Source organism: Afipia carboxidovorans OM5, assembly GCF_000218565.1.
In the GTDB taxonomy this organism is placed as follows: domain Bacteria; phylum Pseudomonadota; class Alphaproteobacteria; order Rhizobiales; family Xanthobacteraceae; genus Afipia; species Afipia carboxidovorans.
On the sequence record NC_015685.1, the window covers coordinates 131,228 to 153,853 of the forward strand.

The 22,626-nt window shown below is 62.0% G+C and carries 16 protein-coding genes; 13 read left to right on the forward strand and 3 right to left on the reverse strand.

Annotated elements, in window-relative coordinates; translation table 11 throughout:
- Nucleotides 1-18: 18 nt before the first annotated feature.
- The 10 genes from OCA5_RS18385 to OCA5_RS18440 all read left to right on the forward strand — a co-directional run bounded on the left by OCA5_RS18385 (nt 19) and on the right by OCA5_RS18440 (nt 12,435).
- Nucleotides 19-5,121 carry a DEAD/DEAH box helicase family protein gene (locus OCA5_RS18385; RefSeq protein WP_012564796.1) on the forward strand — a complete coding sequence of 1,701 codons (5,103 nt, stop codon included), beginning with the start codon at nt 19-21 and terminating at the stop codon, nt 5,119-5,121.
- Between the two features lie 255 nt (nt 5,122-5,376).
- Nucleotides 5,377-7,050 (forward strand): ParB/RepB/Spo0J family partition protein, encoded by a 1,674-nt coding sequence (locus OCA5_RS18390; protein ID WP_012564795.1) that lies wholly within the window; start codon nt 5,377-5,379, stop codon nt 7,048-7,050.
- A gap of 89 nt (nt 7,051-7,139) precedes the next feature.
- Nucleotides 7,140-7,613 (forward strand): hypothetical protein, encoded by a 474-nt coding sequence (locus tag OCA5_RS18395; RefSeq protein WP_012564794.1) that lies wholly within the window; start codon nt 7,140-7,142, stop codon nt 7,611-7,613.
- The gene (locus tag OCA5_RS18400; RefSeq protein WP_012564793.1) at nt 7,610-8,485 is read left to right on the forward strand and encodes a DUF7007 domain-containing protein; all 876 of its coding nucleotides are present in this window, start codon (nt 7,610-7,612) and stop codon (nt 8,483-8,485) included. The genes OCA5_RS18395 and OCA5_RS18400 overlap by 4 nt, the downstream gene beginning before the upstream one ends.
- A 3-nt stretch (nt 8,486-8,488) precedes the next feature.
- Complete coding sequence (locus tag OCA5_RS18405) at nt 8,489-8,692, forward strand: hypothetical protein (RefSeq protein WP_012564792.1); 204 nt, start codon at nt 8,489-8,491, stop codon at nt 8,690-8,692.
- Nucleotides 8,689-8,940, forward strand: coding sequence for a hypothetical protein (locus OCA5_RS18410; RefSeq protein ID WP_012564791.1), 252 nt, complete (start codon nt 8,689-8,691; stop codon nt 8,938-8,940). Before OCA5_RS18405 ends, OCA5_RS18410 begins: the two co-directional genes overlap by 4 nt.
- 20 nt (nt 8,941-8,960) lie before the next feature.
- Entirely contained in the window at nt 8,961-9,260 is a 300-nt protein-coding gene (locus tag OCA5_RS18415) for a hypothetical protein (protein ID WP_422836374.1), read from the forward strand.
- A 389-nt stretch (nt 9,261-9,649) separates the two neighbouring features.
- Nucleotides 9,650-10,237: a hypothetical protein gene (locus OCA5_RS18425; RefSeq protein ID WP_012564790.1), complete on the forward strand. Its 588-nt coding sequence runs from the start codon at nt 9,650-9,652 to the stop codon at nt 10,235-10,237.
- Between the two features lie 287 nt (nt 10,238-10,524).
- A complete protein-coding gene (locus OCA5_RS18430; protein ID WP_013913491.1) occupies nt 10,525-11,451 on the forward strand; it encodes an ArdC family protein in 927 nt (308 codons plus the stop codon).
- Between the two features lie 630 nt (nt 11,452-12,081).
- Entirely contained in the window at nt 12,082-12,435 is a 354-nt protein-coding gene (locus tag OCA5_RS18440; RefSeq protein ID WP_013913492.1) for a DUF736 domain-containing protein, read from the forward strand.
- Nucleotides 12,436-12,558: 123 nt separating this feature from the next.
- Here the strand turns inward: OCA5_RS18440 and OCA5_RS18445 are convergent, their stop codons facing one another.
- The 3 genes from OCA5_RS18445 to OCA5_RS18455 form a co-directional block, all read right to left on the reverse strand.
- Nucleotides 12,559-12,747: a hypothetical protein gene (locus OCA5_RS18445; protein ID WP_012564787.1), complete on the reverse strand. Its 189-nt coding sequence runs from the start codon at nt 12,745-12,747 to the stop codon at nt 12,559-12,561.
- A gap of 71 nt (nt 12,748-12,818) precedes the next feature.
- Nucleotides 12,819-13,322 carry a type II toxin-antitoxin system YhaV family toxin gene (locus tag OCA5_RS18450; protein WP_012564786.1) on the reverse strand — a complete coding sequence of 168 codons (504 nt, stop codon included), beginning with the start codon at nt 13,320-13,322 and terminating at the stop codon, nt 12,819-12,821.
- On the reverse strand, nt 13,319-13,660 hold the full coding sequence (locus OCA5_RS18455; RefSeq protein ID WP_012564785.1) for a type II toxin-antitoxin system PrlF family antitoxin: 342 nt from the start codon (nt 13,658-13,660) through the stop codon (nt 13,319-13,321). The genes OCA5_RS18450 and OCA5_RS18455 overlap by 4 nt, the downstream gene beginning before the upstream one ends.
- A gap of 219 nt (nt 13,661-13,879) precedes the next feature.
- Between OCA5_RS18455 and OCA5_RS18460 the strand changes: the two genes are divergently transcribed.
- From OCA5_RS18460 to OCA5_RS18470, 3 genes are read left to right on the forward strand one after another with little or no spacing between them, the layout of a single operon-like run.
- On the forward strand, nt 13,880-15,523 hold the full coding sequence (locus tag OCA5_RS18460; protein WP_012564784.1) for an Eco57I restriction-modification methylase domain-containing protein: 1,644 nt from the start codon (nt 13,880-13,882) through the stop codon (nt 15,521-15,523).
- Nucleotides 15,524-15,532: 9 nt separating this feature from the next.
- Nucleotides 15,533-18,175 carry a hypothetical protein gene (locus tag OCA5_RS18465; RefSeq protein ID WP_013913493.1) on the forward strand — a complete coding sequence of 881 codons (2,643 nt, stop codon included), beginning with the start codon at nt 15,533-15,535 and terminating at the stop codon, nt 18,173-18,175.
- Nucleotides 18,172-22,611 carry a DEAD/DEAH box helicase family protein gene (locus tag OCA5_RS18470; protein WP_012564781.1) on the forward strand — a complete coding sequence of 1,480 codons (4,440 nt, stop codon included), beginning with the start codon at nt 18,172-18,174 and terminating at the stop codon, nt 22,609-22,611. The genes OCA5_RS18465 and OCA5_RS18470 overlap by 4 nt, the downstream gene beginning before the upstream one ends.
- Nucleotides 22,612-22,626 lie beyond the last annotated feature (15 nt).

The following is a 22,626-nucleotide window of genomic DNA, read 5'->3' on the forward strand; positions in this document are numbered from 1 at the left end:
ACCACAAGGAGAACTTCCATGGCGCAAGACGATCCCTTCACCCTCGACCTCTTCGGCAACACGGCGCTCTCGTCCGGCCTCGGATTCGGCGTCACCGCATTTGCCGGCGGTATTAACGCCGAGCAAGACGATGACGATAATCCAGATCCGTCGTCACCTGCCCTCGCGCCTGCGGTCGCGGCGGTGGCGCGGTCCGGATCAACTGCTCACCAAGAGCGAGGAACGAACTTCCATCTCTTCGGCGATCGTGCGCTGGCGAAGAGCTGGAAGGAGCGTGCACGCGACAACATCACCGCAATCCGCCTTGCGGCAACTATCCAGGCCGAGGAGCGGCCTGCCACGATCGAGGAGCAGGAACGGCTGATCCGATTTCTCGGTTTCGGCGCTTCCGAACTCGCCAACTTCGTCTTCCGCCGCCCCGGCGAGGCAGAATTCCGCCAAGGCTGGGAAGCGATCGGCGAGGACCTGCAGGATGCGGTCGGCGAGCTTGACCACGCCTCACTGGTGCGCTGCACCCAATATGCGCACTTCACGCCTGAGTTCATCGTGCGGTCGATCTGGGCGGCGCTTCGGCGCCTCGGTTGGCGTGGTGGCCGCGTTCTCGAGCCTGGTATCGGCACCGGGCTGTTTCCGGCGCTCATGCCCGAGGAGTTTCGCGAGGTCTCCTACGTCACCGGCGTCGAGCTCGATCCGGCGACGGCGCGCATCGCACGCCTCTTGCAGCCGCGTGCGCGGATCATCACCGGGGATTTTGCGCGCGCGGAGTTGCCGAGGAGCTTCGATCTCGCGATCGGCAATCCGCCTTTCTCCGATCGAACGGTGCGGTCAGATCGCGCCTATCGGTCGATGGGCCTGCGGCTGCACGACTACTTCATCGCGCGGGCGATCGACCTCTTGAAGCCCGGCGCGCTCGCCACCTTCGTCACCTCTCACGGCACGATGGACAAGGCGGATGCGGCGGCGCGCGAGCACATCGCGAAGACGGCCGACCTGATCGCCGCGATCCGCCTGCCCGAGGGCAGCTTCCGCGCCGTCGCCGGCACCGATGTCGTTGTCGACCTCCTGTTCTTCCGCAAGCGCAAGATCGGCGATCCGGAAGGCGATCTGTCGTGGCTCGATCTCGACGAGGTGCGGCCTGCGACGCAGGACGAGGGCGCGATCCGCATCAACCGATGGCTCGTGCGCCACCCTGACTTCGTGCTCGGTACGCACACGCTCGCATCGGGACCGTTCGGCGAGACCTACACATGCACTCCGCGTGACGGCGAGGAACTCGAAACGACGCTCGCCGCCAGGATCGGTCTCCTTCCGGAAGCGGTCTACGACGGCGAGCCCGAGGTGATCGACATCAATCCCGATGATGACGTCAACGAGGCCGATGTCGACCTGCCTCAGGATCGGCATGTGCGCGAGGGCAGCTACTTCTTCGACAAGGCGCACGGCCTGATGCAGGTCCTCGACGGCGAACCCGTTCCGGTGACGGCGCGAAAGGGGCGCAGCGCCGACGGCATCCCGGAGAAACACGTGCGGATTATCCGCAAGCTGATCCCGATACGCGACGCCGTCCGCGAGGTGCTCAAAGGCCAGGAGCTCGACCAGCCGTGGAAGGACGCGCAAGTTCGGTTGCGTATCGCATGGTCGAACTTCGTCCGAGACTTCGGCCCGATCAACTTCACGACCGTCTCCATGACCGAGGAGGAAGAGACGGGCGAAGTGCGTGAGACGCACCGCCGGCCGAACATCCAACCTTTCCTCGACGACCCCGACTGCTGGCTCGTCGCCTCGATCGAGGACTACGACCTGGAGACGAACACCGCGAAGCCCGGACCGCTTTTCACCGAGCGGGTGATCGCGCCGCCGGCGGTCCCGGTGATCAACAGTGCGGCCGATGCGCTGGCCGTCGTGCTCAACGAGCGTGGTTACGTCGACATCGATCACATCGCCGAACTTTTGCATCGCGACCCTGATGTCGTGATCGCCGAACTTGGCAGCGCTATCTACCGCGACCCGGCGGACGGATCGTGGCAGATGGCCGACTCCTATTTGTCCGGCCGTGTGCGCGAAAAGCTGAAGACTGCTGAAGCCGCCGCGGCGCTTGAGCCGGACTACGAACGCAATGTCAACGCGCTCGTCGTCGTGCAGCCCGCCGACCTCAAGCCGTCGGATATCACCGCGCGTCTAGGTGCGCCATGGATACCGGCCTTCGACGTTGTCGCCTTCGTCAAAGAGACGATGGATGCCGAGATCAGGATCCACCACATGCCGGAATTGGCGTCGTGGACCGTCGAGGCGCGGCAGCTTGGGTGGACCGCAGCAGGCACGTCGGAGTGGGGCACAGACCGCCGGCATGCGGGTGAGCTCCTCGCCGACGCGCTGAACAGTCGCGTGCCGCAGATCTTCGACACCGTCAAGGACGGCGACAGCGAGCGGCGCGTGCTCAACGTCGTCGACACCGAGGCCGCGAAGACGAAGCTCCAGAAGATCAAGGATGCCTTCCAGCACTGGATCTGGTCCGATCCCGACCGCACGGATCGACTGGCCCGTGTCTATAATGACCGCTTCAACAACATCGCGCCACGAGCATTCGACGGCTCCCATCTGAAGCTTCCCGGCGCCTCTGGCGCCTTTGTTCTCTACGGGCACCAGAAGCGCGGTATCTGGCGCATCGTCTCGGCCGGGTCGACCTATCTCGCCCACGCCGTCGGCGCCGGCAAGACCATGACGATGGCGGCCGCTGTCATGGAGCAGCGACGGCTTGGCCTGATCACCAAGGCGATGCTCGTCGTTCCGGGGCATTGCCTGGCGCAGGCGGCCCGAGAGTTCCTCGCTCTCTATCCGAACGCGCGCATCCTGGTCGCCGACGAGACCAACTTTTCGAAGGACAAGCGGCATCGCTTCTTGTCACGCGCGGCGACAGCGACATGGGACGCGATCATCATCACGCATTCCGCCTTCCGCTTCATCGCGGTGCCCTCGGCCTTCGAGCAGCAGATGATCCAGGACGAGCTGGAGCTTTATGAGACGCTGCTGACCAAGGTCGAGAGCGATGATCGCGTGTCGCGCAAGCGGCTCGAACGGCTGAAGGAGGGTTTGAAGGAGCGGCTGGAATCGCTCGCGACCCGCAAGGACGATCTCCTCACGATCTCGGAGATCGGGATCGACCAGATCATCGTCGATGAGGCACAGGAATTTCGGAAGCTCTCCTTCGCGACCAACATGTCGACCTTGAAGGGCGTCGATCCGAACGGTTCGCAGCGTGCCTGGGATTTGTTCGTCAAGTCGCGCTTCGTCGAGACGAAGAACCCCGGTCGCGCGCTCGTCCTCGCCTCCGGCACGCCGATCACCAATACGCTGGGCGAAATGTTCTCGGTACAGCGCTATCTGGGTTACCCTGCGTTGTTCGAACGTGGTCTGCACGAGTTCGACGCATGGGCTTCGACCTTCGGCGATGTCACGACCGAGCTCGAGCTTCAACCGTCCGGCAAATACAAGCCGGTGACGCGCTTCGCCACCTTCGTCAACGTGCCGGAGCTGATCGCCATGTTCCGTTCCTTCGCCGACGTGGTGATGCCGGAAGATTTGCGCCGATACGTCAAGGTGCCCGCGATCTCGACCGGCAAGCGCCAGATCCTCACCGCGAAGCCGTCGGATGCCTTCAAGCGTTATCAGACCCTGCTTGGCGAGCGCATCAAGGCGATCGAGGAGCGCGACCGCGCGCCGGAGCCCGGCGACGACATCCTGCTCTCCGTCATCACCGATGGCAGGCACGCCGCGATCGATCTGCGTCTGGTCGATCCGGATAACGACAACGAAGCCGCCAATAAGCTGAACATGCTTGTCAGCAACGCTTTCCGTATCTGGAAGGAGACGGCCGAGAACGGATACACGCGTGCGGACGGGAAGCTGTTCGACTTGCCCGGCGCCGCGCAAATGATTTTTTCCGATCTCGGCACGATTAGCGTCGAAAGGAGCCGCGGCTTCTCCGCCTATCGCTGGGTTCGTGACGAACTCATCCGCATGGGCGTGCCTGCGTCCGAGATCGCCTTTATGCAGGAATTCAAGAAATCCGAGGCCAAGCAGCGCCTGTTTGGCGACGTCCGTGCCGGCAAGGTTCGTTTCCTGATCGGCTCGTCCGAGACGATGGGCACCGGCGTGAACGCGCAGTTGCGCCTTAAGGCGCTGCACCATCTCGACGTTCCGTGGCTGCCCTCGCAGATCGAACAACGCGAGGGCCGCATCGTGCGGCAGGGGAATCAGCATGACGAGGTCGACATCTTCGCCTACGCGACCGAAGGCAGTCTCGATGCGCAGATGTGGCAGAACAACGAGCGCAAGGCACGCTTCATCGCCGCAGCACTTTCCGGCGATACCTCGATCCGAAGGCTCGAGGATATGGGCGAGACCCAGGCCAATCAGTTCGGCATGGCCAAGGCTATAGCGTCAGGCGATCCACGCCTCATGCAGAAGGCCGGACTCGAGGCCGATATCGCGCGGCTAGAACGGCTGCGGGCCGCCCATATCGACGATCAGCACGCCGTGCGACGTCAGATGCGCGACGCCGAGCGCGACATTGAGCTCTCAATCCGGCGCATCGGTGAGATCGGACAAGATATCGAGCGGCGCACACCGACGGCGGGCGATGCCTTCTCCATGACAGTCGCTGGCGAATTGTTCGCCGAGCGCAAACTCGCTGGCCGAGCGTTGCTGAAGGAGATCCTGACGCTCGTGCAGCTGCAGCAGGAGGGTGAGGCTGTCATCGCATCGATCGGCGGCTTCGACGTCGAATACAGCGGCGAGCGGATCGGCCGCGACGGCTATCGCTACACTACGATGCTGCTGCGAACCGGCGCCGAATACGAAATCGAGTTGCCCGTGACGGTGACTCCGCTCGGAGCCGTTGCCCGTCTTGAACACGCGGTGGACGATTTCGAGGGCGAGCGCGAACGCTACCGCCAGCGTCTGGCCGACGCTCGCCGACGGCTTGCGTCCTACGAGTCGCGCGGCGGCGGTGACTTCGGCTTTGCTGGGGAGCTTGCCGAAAAGCACCGCCAACTCGCCGCGGTGGAGAAGGCTTTGTCGGAGGAGAGCGAAGGCGCAAGCGAGATGGCTGTGGCTGCCTGAACCAAAGAGGGAGGAATGAGAAATGAAAAGGTCCGCTCGCAGAGCGGGCGGACCGCTGACGCGAGGGCTCAACCGCCGCCTGCGCGATCCCGGCCCGTCGTCCTGCGCAGGGCTTGGCCCTGCTGGTCCTGCCGGGCAGGGATGCTTGGCCGCAGTTGCACCGGCCCGTCCGCTCCGCGGGCTGGGGGATGTCTTCGGGAAGAAGACGAGAAAGGGCCGGCAGTGCCGGTCCACAACCCAACCAGGAGCAATCCCATGCAACTTCTCAAGGTCGATCCGCGGGCGCTGAAGGAAAATCCCGACCGCACTCGCCAGACGAAATCCACGCCGCAGGCCGATGCGCTGCTGCTCGCCACGATCAAGGCCGTTGGTATCGTACAGCCGCCGGTGATTACGCCGGAATCCGGTGGCGGCAACGGCTACGTCATCAATGCAGGCCATCGCCGGGTGAAGCAGGCCATCGCCGCCGGCCTGGACGAGATCGACGTGCTCGTAGACGAGGCGGCGAACGATAATGGTGCCATGCGCTCCATGATCGAGAACATCGCACGCGAGGCGCTGAATCCGGTCGACCAATGGCGTGCGATCGAGCGCCTCGTCGCGCTCGGCTGGACCGAAGAAGCGATCGGCGTCGCGCTCGCGCTTCCGGTGCGCCAGATCAAGAAACTCCGTCTTCTCGCGAACGTCCTGCCGGCGATGCTCGACCATATGGCGAAGGGCGACATGCCCGACGAGCGCCAGCTGCGCACGATCGCGGCGGCTTCACACGACGAGCAAAAGGAGGTCTGGAAGAAGCACAAGCCGTCGAAAGGTGATCCGCAGGTTTCGTGGTGGAGCGTGGCGCAGGGATTGCAGAAGACGCGGATGTATGCGCGCCACGCCAGTTTCGGCGACGATCTCGCTCAGGCTTATGGCATCCAGTGGGTTGAGGACCTGTTCGCTCCTGCCGACGAGGACAGTCGCTACACCAACGATGTCGAGGCATTCCTCGGCGCGCAGCAGGAGTGGATGACGGCAAATCTGCCGAAAAAGGGCGTCATCGCCGAGGTGACCAACTATGGGGAGGTGAAGCTGCCGCCGAAGGCAGAGCGTGTCTACGGCAAACCCGCGAAGTCCGACTGTACGGCGATGTATCTCGATCGTGACGGCCGCGTGCAGACCGTTCACTACCGCATGCCGGGGGCAAAGAAGCAGAAGGGAAAAGGCGCGGCGGCTTCGGATACCGGCGCCGACGACATCGGTGTCGTTTCGAAGTCGCGTCCCAACGTCACGCGCAAGGGCGTCGAGATGATCGGCGATTATCGCACTGATGCGCTGCGCGAGGCGCTTGGCCGCGCACCGATCGAGGACGACATGCTGATGGCGCTCTTGATCCTGGCCTTCGCAGGTCAGAACGTCTCGGTGACGACGGGCGGCGGGGGTGTTTACTACGGCCATAGCCGACTGGCGAAGAACGCGGTGTCGCTTTTCGACGCAGACGGTAAGCTGGCCTTCGACATGGACACGCTGCGTGTCGCGGCGCGCACCATGCTGGTCGACGTCTTCTCGTGCCGGGAAAACGCCACCAACAGCGGCATCGTCGCGCGTGTCGCCGGCGAGACGATCGGCGCGGATACCTTCCTGCCGAACATGGGCACGGAAGACTTCCTCTCCTGCCTGTCACGTCCTGCCCTCGAAACATCCTGCAAGGACACGTCGGTGCTACCGCGCCAGCGGGTGAAGGACACGCGTGCCGCGCTCGTAGAGCACTTCAAGGAGGGACACTTCGTTCATCCTTCCGCGCTCTTCGCGCCTGATGCCTCAAAGCTTTCCGAATGGTTGTCGTCAGGCGCGACATCGGCGGACGACGAGGCTGAAGAGGATATCGCCGCCAACAGCGATGATCTCTCTGACGAAGAGGCCGAGGCGTTCAGGGAAGCAGCCGAGTAACGACACGCGCCACCTTCCGAACCGTTTGCCGCCGCCGGGATGACCGGCGGCGGTTTCGTTTCCATGCACGCACACAAAAGGAGAACTCCATGTCCGCGCACACCATCATCGACAACGCCCCCGTAGGCTCGATCGTCGCCTGGTCCGACGGAACGCCGCAGCCACCGGCGCGCTTCAGGAAAAAGCTCGCCGCGTGGCAGACCAACAACAGCCGAGGCCGCCTCATTCGCAAGCAGGCTGGTCGCAGCGTCGGGCGTGTCGCCCTGTCGGCCTGTTTCACCCTGCACGAAGCCGACTACGGCGCCGGCGGCGTCATCGCCATTCGCGTTCACCGGACCTTCTCGTTGGACTCGAAGCTTCAGTTCACAATCGTCGAACGTCCGGCCATCGGTTGGGTCCGCGTGTTCGATCGCGCCGGCGACGACGCAGAACTCGTTTATCTCGGCGCAAACGAATCCGACGCCAAAGAGTGGCTGACACGCCACGGTTATCCCCACGCGGTGCTGGAAGAAGTTACGGCGGATGAGGTCGGCGCGGATGCCGTCGAAGGAAGGGCAGCATGACCGCCCCCTTCCCCACTGAAAGCTCGGCCGCGCAGGCTGACCCGTTCCCGAAAACTGAATTCGGCCGCAGCGGCGACGGTCTTGTCGTCGCGCGTGTCGCCGATACCGCCTTTGCCATGTTGCCGGCGCGTGACGGCCGGCATTATCTCGCGACTGCCTGGCGCATCGGCCGGCCGTTGACGGAATCGCGGCGTGAGGATTTCTACGGTCATTCCGGTGAGCTCGCCGACGAGGTGGCATTCCGTACTCGTGTCCTTGAAAATGCCGAGCACCAGCGTGAACGCAAGATGCTCGGTCGCGTCGAGCAATACTCGCGTGCTCACACGCCTTGGGGTGCCTCACAGGGTGCGACGGTCTACGCCGAAGGCGTCACGGCGCACTCCACTGCCGGGCATGGTGGTTTCAAGCTTTCCGCCGAGCGGAACCGCAAGGTCCACCCCATGCTGCGCGTGAAGGGCGGTTGGTACGAAGAGGACGCCGCATGGGCGATCGTTGCGATCACCTTTCCGCAACTCTTCACCTCCTTCGAGCGGCGGTGCGCCGAGCGAACCATCAAGGACAGCTGGCCGGACGCATGGGAGACGATCTTCGGCACGATCCTGCAACCGGGCGAGTCCCATGAGAAAGACCGCCGCGCCTTCGTGAAGGCGCACGCGCAGGACTGGATCGTCGTGTCGGCGATCACCTCCAAGCACGTAGGCGGCTTCGTGGAGACCGTCGCCACACCTGGCGGCAAGCGCGGGCCGGGCACCGAGGAGCGCCGCTTCCTTGTCCCCGTCGACGAATACGACGTCGGCCGCTTCGGCTTCGTCATCGACGAGGCGCGACACCAGGTCTACGGCGGTCCCTCCGACTTCATCGGATGGAGGTGAGCCATGCCATGGCGTCTCATTGCAAAAGCGTTCGGTTGGCAAACCGCCACTGACGAGGACGGCGAAATGCCGTTCGTCGTCGTCTGGCATCCGCGGCTGAGACGACACTTCGCCGGCTCCGGCGCCTGGAGACGCGCCGTGCGCCTCTCAATCCACGCGCCGAACTCTTATCCCCCGCAGGCCGACAGAAAGGAGGTCAAGACATGAAAGCCTATCTCGTCGTCGTGAATCTCATGGTGCACGCACACCATAATCCTGAGAGCGCCATCGCGGACGCGCTCGAAGGCATCCTCACGCCTGACATGCGCAAGAACGCCGGCGCCGATTCCGCACTTGTCGATTGGGCGATTGCCGGTGACGACATCGCCTCTTCCATTACAGCGGTGCCTCTCCCGGACGACTACGCGCCGGACGATTCCCCCTTTCCGTCATGGCCTTTCGGGACGGTGCGATGATTCAATCCTGGGATCGGCGTATGCTCACACGCATGCAAGCGGCGCAAGCCCAGACGCAGCGCCATCTCGGCGTCATCGAGCGTCAAATTGCGGCGCGCGCCGCACGGCTGACGGTCACTGATCATGCCAAACGCAGGCAGTTCGGCCGTAGCGCGTCGCGTTGGACGAACGCGGATGAGCGGCTGTTTCAGCAGCATGTCGCGGAACTCACCCTTGCGCGATGCGGTGAGATCGACGCCCTCTTGTGCAAGCTCGATCGGCAGGAACGGGCGATGGCCGAATTTCAGACGCTCAACGACGGTTCTTCTGCGGGGCCATGAGCGACGAAGGGCCTGTCTGAGCGCAGGCGACGGGAAGCAGACGCCGGGCCCCGACGTGGTGTGGTTGGCGGATTTGATGTGATCGTCCACGGTTTCCGCAATGGACTGTCCCCTATCCGTCACTCCCTCGGTTTGTGCTGCGGTCTGAACCGTCCGCGAACCGCTTCAAGGGCAAGTCGCGAAGCGATCGGCGGTCACCGCCTCGCGATAGGAAGGATGCGTCCTTCGCAGGCCTAAAGGCCCGCTCGCCCGCAACCCTCCCATGCTCGTCCTGGCAACCGCCGCCCCCTGATGCGGTCCGCTGGGGCCGGTTCTGGTCGACCGCACCCGAGGGAGCAACGGCCAGAGGCCGATCGTCTCCCAAGGTGAAACCGAGAAAGGATCTCATCATGACCAAATCCACCCGCTCCCCTCGCGCTGCCGCTCGGGTCATTCCGCTCCGCCGTGGCACGACGCTCGAAATGGTTCGCCTCGCCTGTCCCGACTCCGCGCAGACGTTGCGCATCTCCGAGAGCTTCGGTCTTGCGATCCTCGACGGTGACGGCATCCGCGAACTGCACGAGCGGCTCGTCGTCGAGACGGCCGACGCGCTCAAGGACGGACTTAGCGAGCGCGCCATGCAGATCCACCTGCAGCGCATCGTCGGCGCATATGTCGGCTCAGCCCATGGCGCCGGCCAATTCTATTCGAGGGCCGTGACCGAGGCACGTGAAGTCACTGCCAAGCTCGCTAACGACGTCCGCGACGAGGATCTCGACGGCCCCGTGGGCTTTGACAGCCAGGCACAGCGCAAGCGGGAGTTCGCGGCTGACATGGGTCTTCAGGCGCACGCATTGCGCATGGCGGCCGAGGGTGCTGTCGCTGCTTACGAGCAGGTCATCGGCGAGGCCTGGAAGCCCTTCGAACGGCCAGTCGAACATGCCGGCGAAACGGTGTCGAAAAAGGCCGCCGCGGTCCAGATGGCGGCTTTCGAATAAGCCGCGAGGCGGGGCTTCGGCCTCGCCTTACACATGCTGTCCCTGTGGGCCGGTCGCGCGACCGGCCCTTTAGCGTGTTGACGGCAAAATCAACGCAAAGAGCGTCGCGCCGCGCCAGCGGGCCCCTCTCGGTTCGTGGTCCATGCGGCGGATACGACGCACGCGCAACGGCTACGCCGTCCTCCGCTTCGCTGCGGCCCGAGCGGGTGCGCGAGCGCGAGATACCGCCTCTCCGGACGCCGTGAGGGGCCGCAAAAGGCGCGGCCTCCGAGATGGAGGTTATGGAAATGAGCAGGAGAGAAGAAAAACCGCGCGCCGATGTCTACGCGCGCATCACTGATCGCATCGTCGCCGACCTGGAGCGCGGCGTGCGGCCGTGGGTCAGGCCGTGGAATGCGGCCAATGCTGCCGGGCGCATTACGCGACCTCTGCGATATAACGGGATGCCCTACCAAGGCATCAACGTCCTGCTGCTCTGGTCGGAAGCTGTGTCGCGCGGATTCGCGTCGTCGACATGGATGACGTTCAAGCAATCGCTCGAACTCGGCGGCCACATCCGCAAAGGCGAGACCGGGACGATGGTGGTCTACGCCAACAAGATCATCAAGACGGAGACGGATGACAAGGGCGACGATGTCGAGCGGACGGTTCCGTTCCTGCGTGCCTACACCGTGTTCTGCGTTGACCAGATCGACGGCCTGCCCGACCCCTACTACATATCGATCGCTCCAAGCGCCCCAACCGAACGACGCCTCGCGCACGCCGACGCGTTCTTCGCCAACACCGGCGCGACGATCCGGCATGGCGGCGACAAGGCGTATTACGCACCATCGCTCGACCTCATCCAAATGCCGCCGTTCGAGAGTTTCCGCGACGCCGAGAGCTACACCGCGACGCTGGCGCACGAGTGCGTGCACTGGACGGCACCGGCGCACCGCGTCAACCGCGATCTCAGCCGCTACGCCAAGGACCGCAGCGAGCGCGCGCGCGAGGAGCTGGTCGCCGAACTCGGCGCGTGCTTTCTCAGCGCCGACCTCGGGATTGTGCCCGAGCTCGAGCCGCGCGCGGACCACGCGAGCTACCTCGCGTCGTGGCTGGAGGTGCTGTCCAACGACAGGCGTTTCATCTTCTCCGCCGCGGCGCACGCGCAACGCGCTGTCACGTACTTGCACGGCCTTCAGCCGACGGCGGCCGAGGTCGACAAGGCGGCGTGACTCGCGCCACCTCCGCGCGACCGACGTTTGCCTGAATCGCTAATCTTTCCCGGAATGCGAAGGCCCCGCGCGCTGCGCGGGGCCTTCGTCGTGTGCTTCGTCACGCGTTCCTGCGACCGAAGGCGAGAACTCCCTCCCCTCGTTCATCCGCCGCGCCGCGGGACGGGCGGGCGCAGGTCGTTGGTTGTCCGGGTTCGCGGCCCGCTTTCTGGGTTGACCAGTCATCCTTCGGCAGCCGAGCGGTGTGCGTCGACGATGGCGTGTCCGGTTTGCCCTGAGACGCTCAGCGGCCGGGCAAGTCTTGGACGATGTGGGCGAGTCTTTTTGGGCCCTGTGCCTGCAACGCCGCCGTGCGGCGTGCCGTGCCGATTGGCGCTGCGTCTCCTCGTCGTTCGGTCTGACGCGTCCACTGCGTCCTCGATTTGGCGTGTCTATCCGAAGGCCGTCGTTCGCTACGCTCCGTCTCGATCTCAAGACCGCAACGGCCGTCCTCGGCTTTCTTCCCCTGGTCGCTGCGCGTCCATTCCTCGCGAGACAAGAAAGCCGCGCCCTGGCCGTCCTCCACTGCGTTGCGGCCCTTCGGGTGACCGGTCCGATCGCCTCCGGCTGACGACAGCCATCGAGGTCGCGATGGTCGCGTCCCGAGGAACGAAAGAGGACACGAACATGGCTACCATCGGCAACTTCACCGCTAGCGGAAACGGCTTCGTCGGAAGCGTCAAGACCCTCGCTCTTGGCACCGTCAAGACCAAGATCGTTCCGGCCGAGCGCTCCTCGGAGAAGGCTCCGGACTACCGCATCTTCGCAGGCGCGAACATCGAGTTCGGCGCCATGTGGAAGAAGAAGTCCCAGGATACGGGCCGCGAGTACCACTCGGTCAAGTTGGACGACCCGAGCTTTCCGGCACCGATCTACGCGACGCTGGTCGAGGTCGAAGGCGAGGAAGGCTTCTCGCTCATCTGGTCGCGATCGAACCGCGACTGACAAGCTGCAACGAAGGCCCCGCCAACCGGCGGGGCCTTCGAGCGCGAGCGGAACGAGGGGCGCTGATGCGCAGGTCTTCACGCGCGCCGCGGCGACGCTCGTCAACCTCGCGAGCCAGCCCGATCACTCGGCCGCCCGATCCAACCTGGCAAGGCGGTCAGGCATGTCGAGCAACTTCATAGCCGCGGCGGCAAGCGCCTCGCCGACAGTGGAATAGGTCTCGTCGGAGCTCATCGACACGCCGTCCGGAAATGTCACGGTCGCCTGGTAGCCGTTGCCTTTCGGTGTAGCCGAAAGCTGGATGGTAAGCATCCCACAAACCCTTCCTGGTCGGTTATGTCTCTCGTTGCGGCAGGCGGTTGCGGCCAAACGACCCGCCTGGATCAACTTCCGCGCGTCGACCGCGACAGGCGCCGCTCGGATTCGCCGCTTGAGGCCGCAGCTACTAGGTCGTTCCAAGCGTCCGGCGGGTTTCCGCGGTCGAGCATATTCCTGAAGACAGCGTAAGCGTCGTTCGCGCTCTCGTAGACGCGCAATGTCGAGTCGTCGTTCACCCAGGCGAGGACAATTATCTTGGGGCCTGCCGATTGCTGATACCGGAAGAACAGCCTGAACTGCTGCAGGAACTTCGCGCCGAACCAGTGTGTGTACTCGTCACCGAGCGTGTCGCCCTGCCGATATGAGTCGCGCGTCGGGTCACTAGGGATGTCGTCGAACGCCACTTTCAAGACAGCCGCCAGGAGTTTTGCGGTGCGCTTTTTCCTGTATCCCTGCGAATCTTTCTTGCGCGCCTTTTCGACCGCCGCGATCAAAGCCTCGAGTTGGTCGAGAAACACCGGATGGGCATAAATTGTCCAACCGCTGAGCTCGAAAGGGTCGTCGCTCACGCATCGTCGTCCGGGAGGGCCGCGCCGAGGTCGACCCTGATGCCCTTGACCAGGCCCTTGCCGCGCGCGACCAGCGACTTCGGCACTGGCCGAATTCTTCCCGGCTCATTCGTCATGTCCCGGGCCAGAAAGTCGAGGAACTTGCCGATCACGGGATCGCCCTCCGGCGCGCGCGTTTCTTTTTTCGAGATCATGACAGTGCCGTCTGCCAGCCCCCGAAACACGACCTGGTCGCGCTTTCCCAGGGCGAGCATCTTGCGGATGGCCGCTGGCACTGTAGTCTGTCCGCGATCCGTGATGGTTGCGGGGATCTCGAGGATTTCAGCTGCCTTCGCCATTGCCGGCTCCTCGCATCGTAGAGTGTTGCATGTAATGCATTTGCATTGTAAAGTCAATGCCAACGCCTTGTCACTGGGGCATTCGGGGGCGTCCTTGCCGAGGATGGACTTTGGAATTGCCACTGCCGTCGTCCTGGCCAGCGAAGCACGTGGAAGCGAGAGAAATTCGGCAAGCACTAGCCAGGCCGCTTCGGCAGGACGGCTGAGGGGGGCGCGTGGATGGAGGGGAAGATTAATGCTCAGCTGGAGGCCGGAAGGCCTTGGCAAGCTGATTTGTGCCAGTTCTTTACGCGTGCCTCAGTGGCGGAGCTATGTCTCCGCTACGTAGCTTTTCCTGAAAACATCCTCACCATGAGATTGCTTGAGCCGGCTGCCGGCCAAGGCGCGTTTTTTCTGCCGTTACTGCCCCGTTTGGTTGATGCGTGTCACGCGCAAGGGAAGAAAATCGATACCCTCGGGCCTGTGATCCGCGCATACGAAGTTGATCCTGAGGTCGCAGCGAGTCTTCGCGCCAAATGCATTGGTAAGCTCGAGGACCTTGGGATATCGCGGGCTAAAGCAAAAGACATCGCGCAGTCGTGGATCAAGCACGAAGACTTTCTTGAGACGCGCCCGAGTAAGCGCTTCACGCACATTGTCTCCAATCCACCTTACATTCGCTGGGATGCCATCCCAGCCCGGCTACGCGACGTTTACAAAGCGCGATTTAAGTCTTTCAAACAGCGAGCCGACCTCTACGTCGCCTTTATCGAGCATGCGCTCGGCCTACTGGAGTCCCATGGTCAACTCGCCTTTTTGTGCCCTGGGACCTGGACGCGAAACGTCTACGGCAACGCCATTCGGGAGACTTTTACGTCGCGGGGACAGTTAAAGAGTATCATCGACTTCAGCGATGTCGACAGCTTTGAGACCTCGGCCGACGCTTATCCGCATTTCTTCGTGTTCCAGAGAGACATCTCGGGCCCCACAAAGATCTCGTCCGTCAAAGGAGTCGATAACATCGAAATTTCGGGTGACGAGATAGTCAGAACTTTTTTGCCTTCCGCTTCACCTCTTCTTCTTACACGCAACTCCGCTGCTGAAAATGCGGTCAATGCGGCTCGCCAGCGCTTCCCAAAACTAGAAGACGTCGGCTGCACCATTCGCGTTGGCTCTGCTACCGGATGTAATGATGTATTCTTGGGAGAAGCAAAAGACTTCGCGATCGAGCGCTCTAGGCTGTTACCATTCGTTAATGCGAGCTCGATCCACGATGGTGAAGTGCGCTGGACCGGCACGCACATCGTCAATGTATTCGATAAAAATGGAAAGGTCGCGGCACTCTCGAAATTTCCACGGATGGCCGCCTATCTACGGAAGAATAAGAAGGCTCTCCAATCGCGGGCGAAAGCGAGCCAATCAAAAGTCTGGTGGCGCACGATCGATAGTCTTCATCCCGATTGGCACGCCTCGCCAAAATTACTCATTGTCGATGTGTCGGCCGCGCCGGTAATCGGAATCGACCTTCACGGCTACTGCGCTGGCAGCGGGGTCTATCAAATCAAGAGCGACCATTGGCCCCTCGCTGATCTTTTGACCTTTCTATCGGCGGGTGTCCTCGGTCTTTTCGTGGCGAGCTTATCCGCAGGGTCAAAGGCGGGATTTCATCGGTTCCAGAAATACCAGATCGCGGCTGTTCATATGCCGCGGTGGGCGGATTTGTCGCCAGGCTGGCGGGTGAAGTTCAAAGATGCACGAAAGGCGAAAGACGGTCGCGCCGTCCTGAACTTGGTCGCCGAATTGTATGAATGCGACGCGAGCTTGCTGGAAAACCACGTAGCCCGCGATTGGGACGCCTTCTGTTCCAAACGGCCGAGACAGTAGGAGCGTCGGATGGCCCAGCTTTCTTGGTCTGAACGGTTAGCAGAGGCTGCGGCATCCAAACGCGAACGAACGAAGTTGCTGGTCGAGAAACTTCGGACGCGGCCGACAAGCGAAGCGCCGGACCAGACGGCTGCCATCGAGCAGAAAGGCGCAACTGCGCCGGTGCTTGAGCACGCCTCTTCGAAAGGTCGCGACCTCACCGTGGCGACCGTCGAGCCAAACGAAGACCTCACCCACTTCGTCGATCTCATCGACGATGTGCTTGCAAGTGAAGACGTTGTTCATGCGGCTTTGTTTTGGCCGCATATTCCCCCGCGCGCGATTCTTCCCTGGATGCTGCGTGAAGTAAGCCGGGGGCGAGTTGAAAAGCCTATCCGGACCCTGTTTCTGAATATGGGGCGCCCGGCCATGCAAGCCGTGGCTGACATTGGCGCACGGACGGCCAAGCTTCATGAACGGGGGCTCTTTCGGAGCGGTGTGGTCGGCGAACGGGTATCGGGAGCGATCAGTTCCGATGCGCTGTTTTACATGTTTCTGGGGGACCGACAGACTAAGATCGAGTCCGTCCCGCTCGTTTCGATTGTGCCGCACACCGTCGCGCTCAATGATGGCACTTACTGGCGGGACTTCGATGAAAAGACGCTGAAAGGATTCAAGCGTCTGTACCCTGCCGGGCGGCTCGACTCCGTTCGCTCGCACCTCAACCTCTTGGGCTCTGCCGCCCGTAGTCCGGGTTTCGCATTTTTGCTGCCGTCTCATTTTCCCGATGCCGATCGAAAACGGGCGCTGCGCTCATTGCCGGGATCGCTTGACCTCGCCGTCATCGATATGACGAAACACGCCCTTCGCGGACGCGACGCCAGCGCCCTGATAAGGATGCTCGTCTCCGAATTGTCGGAAACGTTGCGGCAGCCGCCAAAACGGGTGCTGATCTTGGCCGATTGTCCCTTGAGGTATTCGTTTATCCGGCGGTCGTTACGGACCTACCGTGGTGCTGGTGTTCTCGGATCAAAATCGGAAGCCCACCGCCTCGTTTGGGCGACGCGTGGTCGCGGCTTCGAAGCGCCGGGTGTCCGCGATAGCGCCAGACAGCCCATCGTTGAGACGATCGGTTCGCGAGAGTGCGTTGTCGCCACGCGACTTTGGCATCATGCAAAACAGCTGGACGAGGGAAACCCTCTTGCTTCGGTCCTCGAGCAAGGCGCGGTTGCGTTAAAGGGCATGGCGCTGACGGCGTCCGGAGCGGACGCAATCCTGTCGCCCTACACCGATGTTCACGATGTCTACCATCGCGTGAAGCGTGAGCGGCATTCGTTCGAGCCGCATTACAACAAGGCGATGGTTGGGATTGCCGACGGTCACGCGGGTGCGTGGCGAGATTCGATCCAGTCGGATCTGGCTGAGGGCTTGGGCTTGGCTGAGGCCTTGCGTGCCGAAACCCCATTGATGCGATATTTGAAGCGCGTGTTGACGGAGATCGATCCGGATAACAATGTTGTGGTTGTCTTGCGCCATCCGGAAGACGCGCAGCAAGCGAACGACCGGCTCTTGGATTTTCTGACGATGCCCGGCTCGTTCAAGGCTGGCGTTCCGGAACTTCGGATGACGACGCCTCATCATTATCCCGCCGAGTTGGAGCGAAAAAAGCCGACCGTTGTGATCTGGGCAGCCTCAACGGATATGGGGGCGCGAAGCTTTATCGGCGACGCATTCTGTCCGGCGCAGTTCAGGCTCGTCGTTGCAGGGCACGATGCCTTGACGTTGAGCCGCGTTCTCGATGCAGCGGTTGCCGATGAATACGCGGCTTACGCGGGCAGAGCCGCCTTGCTTCGGGCGGCTTTGCCGTGGGTCGCCAAAGAATACGGTGGTTTGTCGGTCGCTTATGGTCTGGACTCGGATCGCTCGCGGGTCGCGCTACCATTCGTCGGGCAGGGCTATTTGGTGTTGGACGGCTATGGGAAGATTGCGGCTGGCCCCGGTTCGCAATTTTACGTGCTTGATCCTGCCTCGCATCAATTGGCGCCGAAGGAGGCCCGCGCGCTAGATATCGGCGATGCAGTCTTCGTCATGCCCTATGCGATACGCGAGGAGTTGGAAGCCGCGTTGCGAGAAAAGGACGATAAAGGCCGCACCCTCGAACAGGCTCTGGTCGACCAATACAAGGCCACGGTGAAAAAAGGTATTGAGTCGCTGACTGCTCAATTTGGAGCCAAAGGCCTAACAGCTCGGGTCCGTGACATGCTCTTTGAGCAGAACCCTGGTCTCCCGTCGATCAGCAAACCAGCCGTGGAATACTGGCTGCGGGCAGCGGAGCGGTCGGAGGTTGACACGCCGCACGCGGCTATCAATCCCCTTCACATCGAGGCGTTCTTGAGTCTGATGGGCGCTGGCGTATTGGCGCGTCCGTTGACCGATGCCGTCCGGATTGTGCGGACGGACCTTCGTCGCGACGGTCATGCAAGCCGCGGCTTGTTCGATCGGCTTCTGCTGGATGCCGACAGCGTCATCCAAGGGCCGCTGTCATCGTTTTCCAAGTTACAGGATGTCCGGCGCGCCGCGATGGAGAGCGTTTTCCCGGTGCTTGAGATGCACCTTGAGAAGGCCCCGGTGGCGAATGGGAATGAACAGCCCTTTCAGGTGGCGGCGCAATGACCGATCTCCGCTTTCCAAATGGCAATGACGTAAGCCACACGACGAAGGAGGCCGTGGCCTCCGCGATCCTGCATCAAACCTACGATCGTCTCAGGGGCGCCGGGCCGACCGGGCGCGTCATTTACCGGGAAAAGCCGTCGCGGGTAATTCACACCCAACATCTTCTTCCCCGACGACAACCGTCGTCGGTCGCCGTAACCTATGCCGAGAAAGACGACGTCACGTCGCCAGTTCACGTGGGGACTACAGGCCTCACCTTCCAAATTGCTGATCGGACGCATGCGACGATCACGGTCGGCCTGAAGGCCTGCATCTATCTTCGCATGCTGCCTTCCGCGGCAGACCTATCGGCCGCGAAGGTTGTGTTTAGGCTTTCCAAGAACGCGCGGTCGGTCATCCTCCGCCATCGGCGGGAAGCGCTGAAAAGAGCCGAAGACGAAAACCGCGCGATTCTAGGTGAGGACGGTCGAAAGAGCCCCAAGTGGCTCGACATTAAAAACCGGGTGACCGAGGAAGCCGAAGCGAGCGCGCTTTTGGAACTGGGGATCACGGGCGCAATCCTGCAATCGCCTGCGCGGCAAGACGTGCTTGTCTCGATCCTTGCCGAAGGTGACGAAGAGCCAAATGCCGACGATCCAGCTGTCGAAGAAGAAGCGAGCGCAGCGACCGATGCGGGCGAGCAGCCTGTGGACGGTTTGTCGGATACCGCCCTTGATGCGGACGACCAGACGGTTCAAACGGCGGCGGCTGGAGACGGAGACACGTTGAAGGCGTTCGAATTTGCCGTAGCCCCCGGCGATGCGAACTCGCCGCCCGACGCCCTCATTGAGCGCGAACAAATTCCGCAAAAATGGCTTCGCGTGCCCGTCGATCTCGGGGCGTTTCGAATCGAGCTTTCACGCAGCGCCGCCGAGATTGATCGCGATTTGGCGGATTTTAACGCGGAGATGTTGCGGCGTGTCGAGGCCGTGATTGACGCCTGGCAACAAGACGCGGATCCAGAGATCGGCGGAATGCCGTGGGGCTTTCCGGGTGGACGCGGCACGCAGTCGCGAACCATATCGCCGGCAGACGTGGTCGCGTGGGATCTAACGCTCGCGGCGCTCCGAACGAACCGACGTTTGGCGCGGCCCACGATCATTCCCGTTCTGGAATACGAAAATCTGGAAGACCCGCTTCGTCCGGACGAACGTACTGTCCGGATTATTCTTGCGAATGAATCCGATCTTCTGGACGCGAAGCTGGCTTTGGCGCGGGAGACCGATTCCACACTTTATCAGGTCGAGATGTCGGTCGCATTTGATGCCGGAGTTCACCGGCCCATCCGGCTTGACCGCATCGCGCCGTCGTATCGATACAATCGCTATCTCGCGCACGACGCTCTCGGGATTAATTGCGGCGTGAGACGGCGCGGGCTCACCGACCCGACGGTTCTCGAAACAACCTCATTGCCGGTTTACTTCCAGCCGCTCATCCGACAATTCGATCTGCCAACGCCACCGAACTTTGACGCGCTAGGTTCGAATGATGGCGGGCTCGATGTGGTGAAGGGCTTGCTCGGCGCGTTCGACGACTGGCTGGCGGATGTAGAGGCGTCGAAGCCGTATGGACGATCGCTCGATCCTCTCGTCGACGCTGCGGATTACGCGCGTGAAAAGGCGCAGTTTGAATCAATCGATCTACGCGGTTGGTCGGGAGAGCGCGATGCCATCGCGCGCGGTGTCGCCATACTTGAGAAAGCGTTCGCGGCGCAGACGGCCGGGAAAGCCCCAACCGATCCCGAGGTCATCCCCTTGACCGCATGGCGATTCATGAACCAGGCGTTCGGCCAGTTCTGGAAGGAAAAGAACGCAAGCGTTGAAGGGTGGCGCTTGTTTCAAATCGCCTTCATTCTATCGCAAATTCCAGCGATCGTTTCACGGATCGAATGCTGGAAGGACAGCGCAGCGATCTCAGCCAAGGACGATCGGGAGGCGTCGCTCCTCTACTTCTCGACGGGCGGCGGAAAATCGGAAAGCTTCTTTGGCCTGCTCGTGTTTTGCCTGGCCTTTGATCGGCTTCGTGGAAAGCACCATGGCGTGACGGCGCTTGTTCGTTATCCCTTGCGCCTCTTAACCAGCCAGCAAGCGCAACGTCTTTCGCAGGTATTGGCCGCCGCTCACAAAGTGAGGTGGGCGTGGCAACGTGAGGGCTTGGACCTGAAGGGCGCAGACTTCGATATCGGATTTTGGGTGGGTGGCGGAAATACGCCGAATAACAGAAGCGTCCGTGGCTTTTCAGAAATCCCGACACTAGCCAAGAACGACTGGGACGAAGTATCGCGTCGGCGCGGTGACTACAGCATCTACCTGAAGAAATGGGTGCGCTTGTCGAGCTGCCCCTATTGTTCGGGCGCACTGACAGGCGCGGACGGTAAGAAGACATCGACGATCGGCCTGCGACGTTTCCGCGAAGGGCCGCCGCCGGAAGAACGTCTTGCGCACTGCTGCTTCAACCGGGAATGCGCTTGGAACCGGCGGCACAGCGCGATCGACGCGCCTCATCCGCTTTCAATTCACATTATGGATTCCGACATCTACGCTTATGCGCCTGCCGTCCTGTTAGGCACGGTCGATAAGCTGGCATTGATAGGCCAGAGCGCGAGGACGCTCATCCGCGTGCTGGGCATGTTCGGCTTTGCGGCGTGGCAGCATCGTGACTCCGGACGGCTCGTCTCGCCGTGGCAACGCGATCAATTTCAGCGCGGGCCTGATGCGTCCGGTTGCCAGGGCGTGTTTCCATTTTATGCCGATGGCAAAAAGCTCTTCTTCGATCCGTATCCGGTCTTGGAAATCCAAGACGAAGCCCACTTGTTGGATGAATCTCTTGGTACGTTCTCGGGATTGTTCGAGACGACCTTTCTTCATGCGCTGAGAACGCTTTCGCCGTTGCTGGCAGATCAAGTCGTTAAAGAAAATGGCGTTGCGCGCCCGCCAAGAATTGTGGCTGCCTCGGCCACGGTTTCGGACCCTGCGCGTCAGATTGATCAAATCTATCAGCGGCAGGTCGTTCTGTTCCCTCAACCCGGGCCAGACTTGTACGAGAGTTTCTACGCGCGGCTACGCGAACCGAGCAGCGGCGACGCGGCGCGGGATGCCAGTGATAATGCGGAGCATCGAACGCCAACGCGCCGCCGGTATGTGTCGCTTATGACCAATGGGCGCACGCACACCGCGGCTACCGTGGCGATCCTATCGGCCTTCCATCTTACGATTACGCAAGTGCTCAAAGCGCTGCTTGAGGGAGATGATGCCGCACGCTGGAACGTGCGTGAAGCGCTCGCTGCGGCTTTGCCATCCGATATCTTTAGGGACGGCCACCGTGCCGCGCTGCTCGACCGTACCGTGGGCCATTCGGAAATCGCTTACGCAGTCGACCTTGATCGCATCGCGCTTCTTTATGTGACGAACAAAAAGGGCGGCGACAATGTGAAAGCGGCGCTCCAGGACGTCATCCGCCGTGATCATAAGCTTGCGGGAATTGACGACATTCCAGGGGTCCGCACTGCTTTGATCACCGGCGCTATCGATGCCGGGTTGATAAATGCCATTGTTGCGGAGGCCGGCCAGAAACCGAAGGTGGGATCGCCGTTCAAGCCTGAGGTTCTCAAGCATTCGCTTCGCGGCGTGATCGCAACATCGGCAATCTCTCATGGCGTCGACGTCGATGAGTTCAATATGATGTTCTTTGCCGGCCAGCCGTCCGACATCGCCGAATATATCCAGGCCTCATCGCGGGTGGGGCGAACGCATGTTGGCACGAGCATTCTGATTCCGACCCCGCAGCAACGCCGTGACCGGTACATTGTTGAAATTCACGACATCTTCCATCGTTTCCTGGAGCGAATGATTGATGCGGCGCCCGTGGAGCGTTGGGCGGAGAACGCGATCACCCGAACGCTTGCGTCGTTCCTGCAATTGAAGATTTGCGGCGTTGATTATATCCGCGATATGAGCCGCGCCCGGACGAACACGGACAAGGCGGCGCTGGCCGAGCCCGATAACGTCGGCGAGATTGGCGAGCGATCACGAACCGACCACATCAACCTCCTTGATGAGCTCTGTAAGTTTGTTGTGGATGGTATCGGTCTAGAGCACGGCACTTCGCCGCTTAACAAGGACTTCTATCGGCAGCGCATCAATCAGCTCTTTCATGACGCGACGACGGCGATGGAGCAGTCCAATTGGAGAACGGAGAATCTCGACAGCTTCTTTAAGCAGCCGGGAGCGCCTCTCAACCGGCCGATGACGAGCCTGCGCGATGTCAACGAAGCAGGATCGATCGAGGGAGGCTTCGGGACCGGCTCAGACAGCATCCGCAGAAGCGATCTTGGGCGCGTCATGTCGGCCCTGATGCGAGGCAACAACAGCTGGACGGCCGGGGAGACGGGGGAATGAGGACTTATGGCTAGA

What these genes read in the sequence shown, in the direction of transcription:
- OCA5_RS18385 (WP_012564796.1), top strand. Translation starts at nt 19, where the DNA reads ATGGCGCAAGACGATCCCTTCACCCTCGACCTCTTCGGCAACACGGCG.
- OCA5_RS18390 (WP_012564795.1), top strand. Translation starts at nt 5,377, where the DNA reads ATGCAACTTCTCAAGGTCGATCCGCGGGCGCTGAAGGAAAATCCCGAC.
- OCA5_RS18395 (WP_012564794.1), top strand. Translation starts at nt 7,140, where the DNA reads ATGTCCGCGCACACCATCATCGACAACGCCCCCGTAGGCTCGATCGTC.
- OCA5_RS18400 (WP_012564793.1), top strand. Translation starts at nt 7,610, where the DNA reads ATGACCGCCCCCTTCCCCACTGAAAGCTCGGCCGCGCAGGCTGACCCG.
- OCA5_RS18405 (WP_012564792.1), top strand. Translation starts at nt 8,489, where the DNA reads ATGCCATGGCGTCTCATTGCAAAAGCGTTCGGTTGGCAAACCGCCACT.
- OCA5_RS18410 (WP_012564791.1), top strand. Translation starts at nt 8,689, where the DNA reads ATGAAAGCCTATCTCGTCGTCGTGAATCTCATGGTGCACGCACACCAT.
- OCA5_RS18415 (WP_422836374.1), top strand. Translation starts at nt 8,961, where the DNA reads ATGCTCACACGCATGCAAGCGGCGCAAGCCCAGACGCAGCGCCATCTC.
- OCA5_RS18425 (WP_012564790.1), top strand. Translation starts at nt 9,650, where the DNA reads ATGACCAAATCCACCCGCTCCCCTCGCGCTGCCGCTCGGGTCATTCCG.
- OCA5_RS18430 (WP_013913491.1), top strand. Translation starts at nt 10,525, where the DNA reads ATGAGCAGGAGAGAAGAAAAACCGCGCGCCGATGTCTACGCGCGCATC.
- OCA5_RS18440 (WP_013913492.1), top strand. Translation starts at nt 12,082, where the DNA reads ATGGTCGCGTCCCGAGGAACGAAAGAGGACACGAACATGGCTACCATC.
- OCA5_RS18445 (WP_012564787.1), bottom strand. Translation starts at nt 12,747, where the DNA reads ATGCTTACCATCCAGCTTTCGGCTACACCGAAAGGCAACGGCTACCAG.
- OCA5_RS18455 (WP_012564785.1), bottom strand. Translation starts at nt 13,660, where the DNA reads ATGGCGAAGGCAGCTGAAATCCTCGAGATCCCCGCAACCATCACGGAT.
- OCA5_RS18460 (WP_012564784.1), top strand. Translation starts at nt 13,880, where the DNA reads ATGGAGGGGAAGATTAATGCTCAGCTGGAGGCCGGAAGGCCTTGGCAA.
- OCA5_RS18465 (WP_013913493.1), top strand. Translation starts at nt 15,533, where the DNA reads ATGGCCCAGCTTTCTTGGTCTGAACGGTTAGCAGAGGCTGCGGCATCC.
- OCA5_RS18470 (WP_012564781.1), top strand. Translation starts at nt 18,172, where the DNA reads ATGACCGATCTCCGCTTTCCAAATGGCAATGACGTAAGCCACACGACG.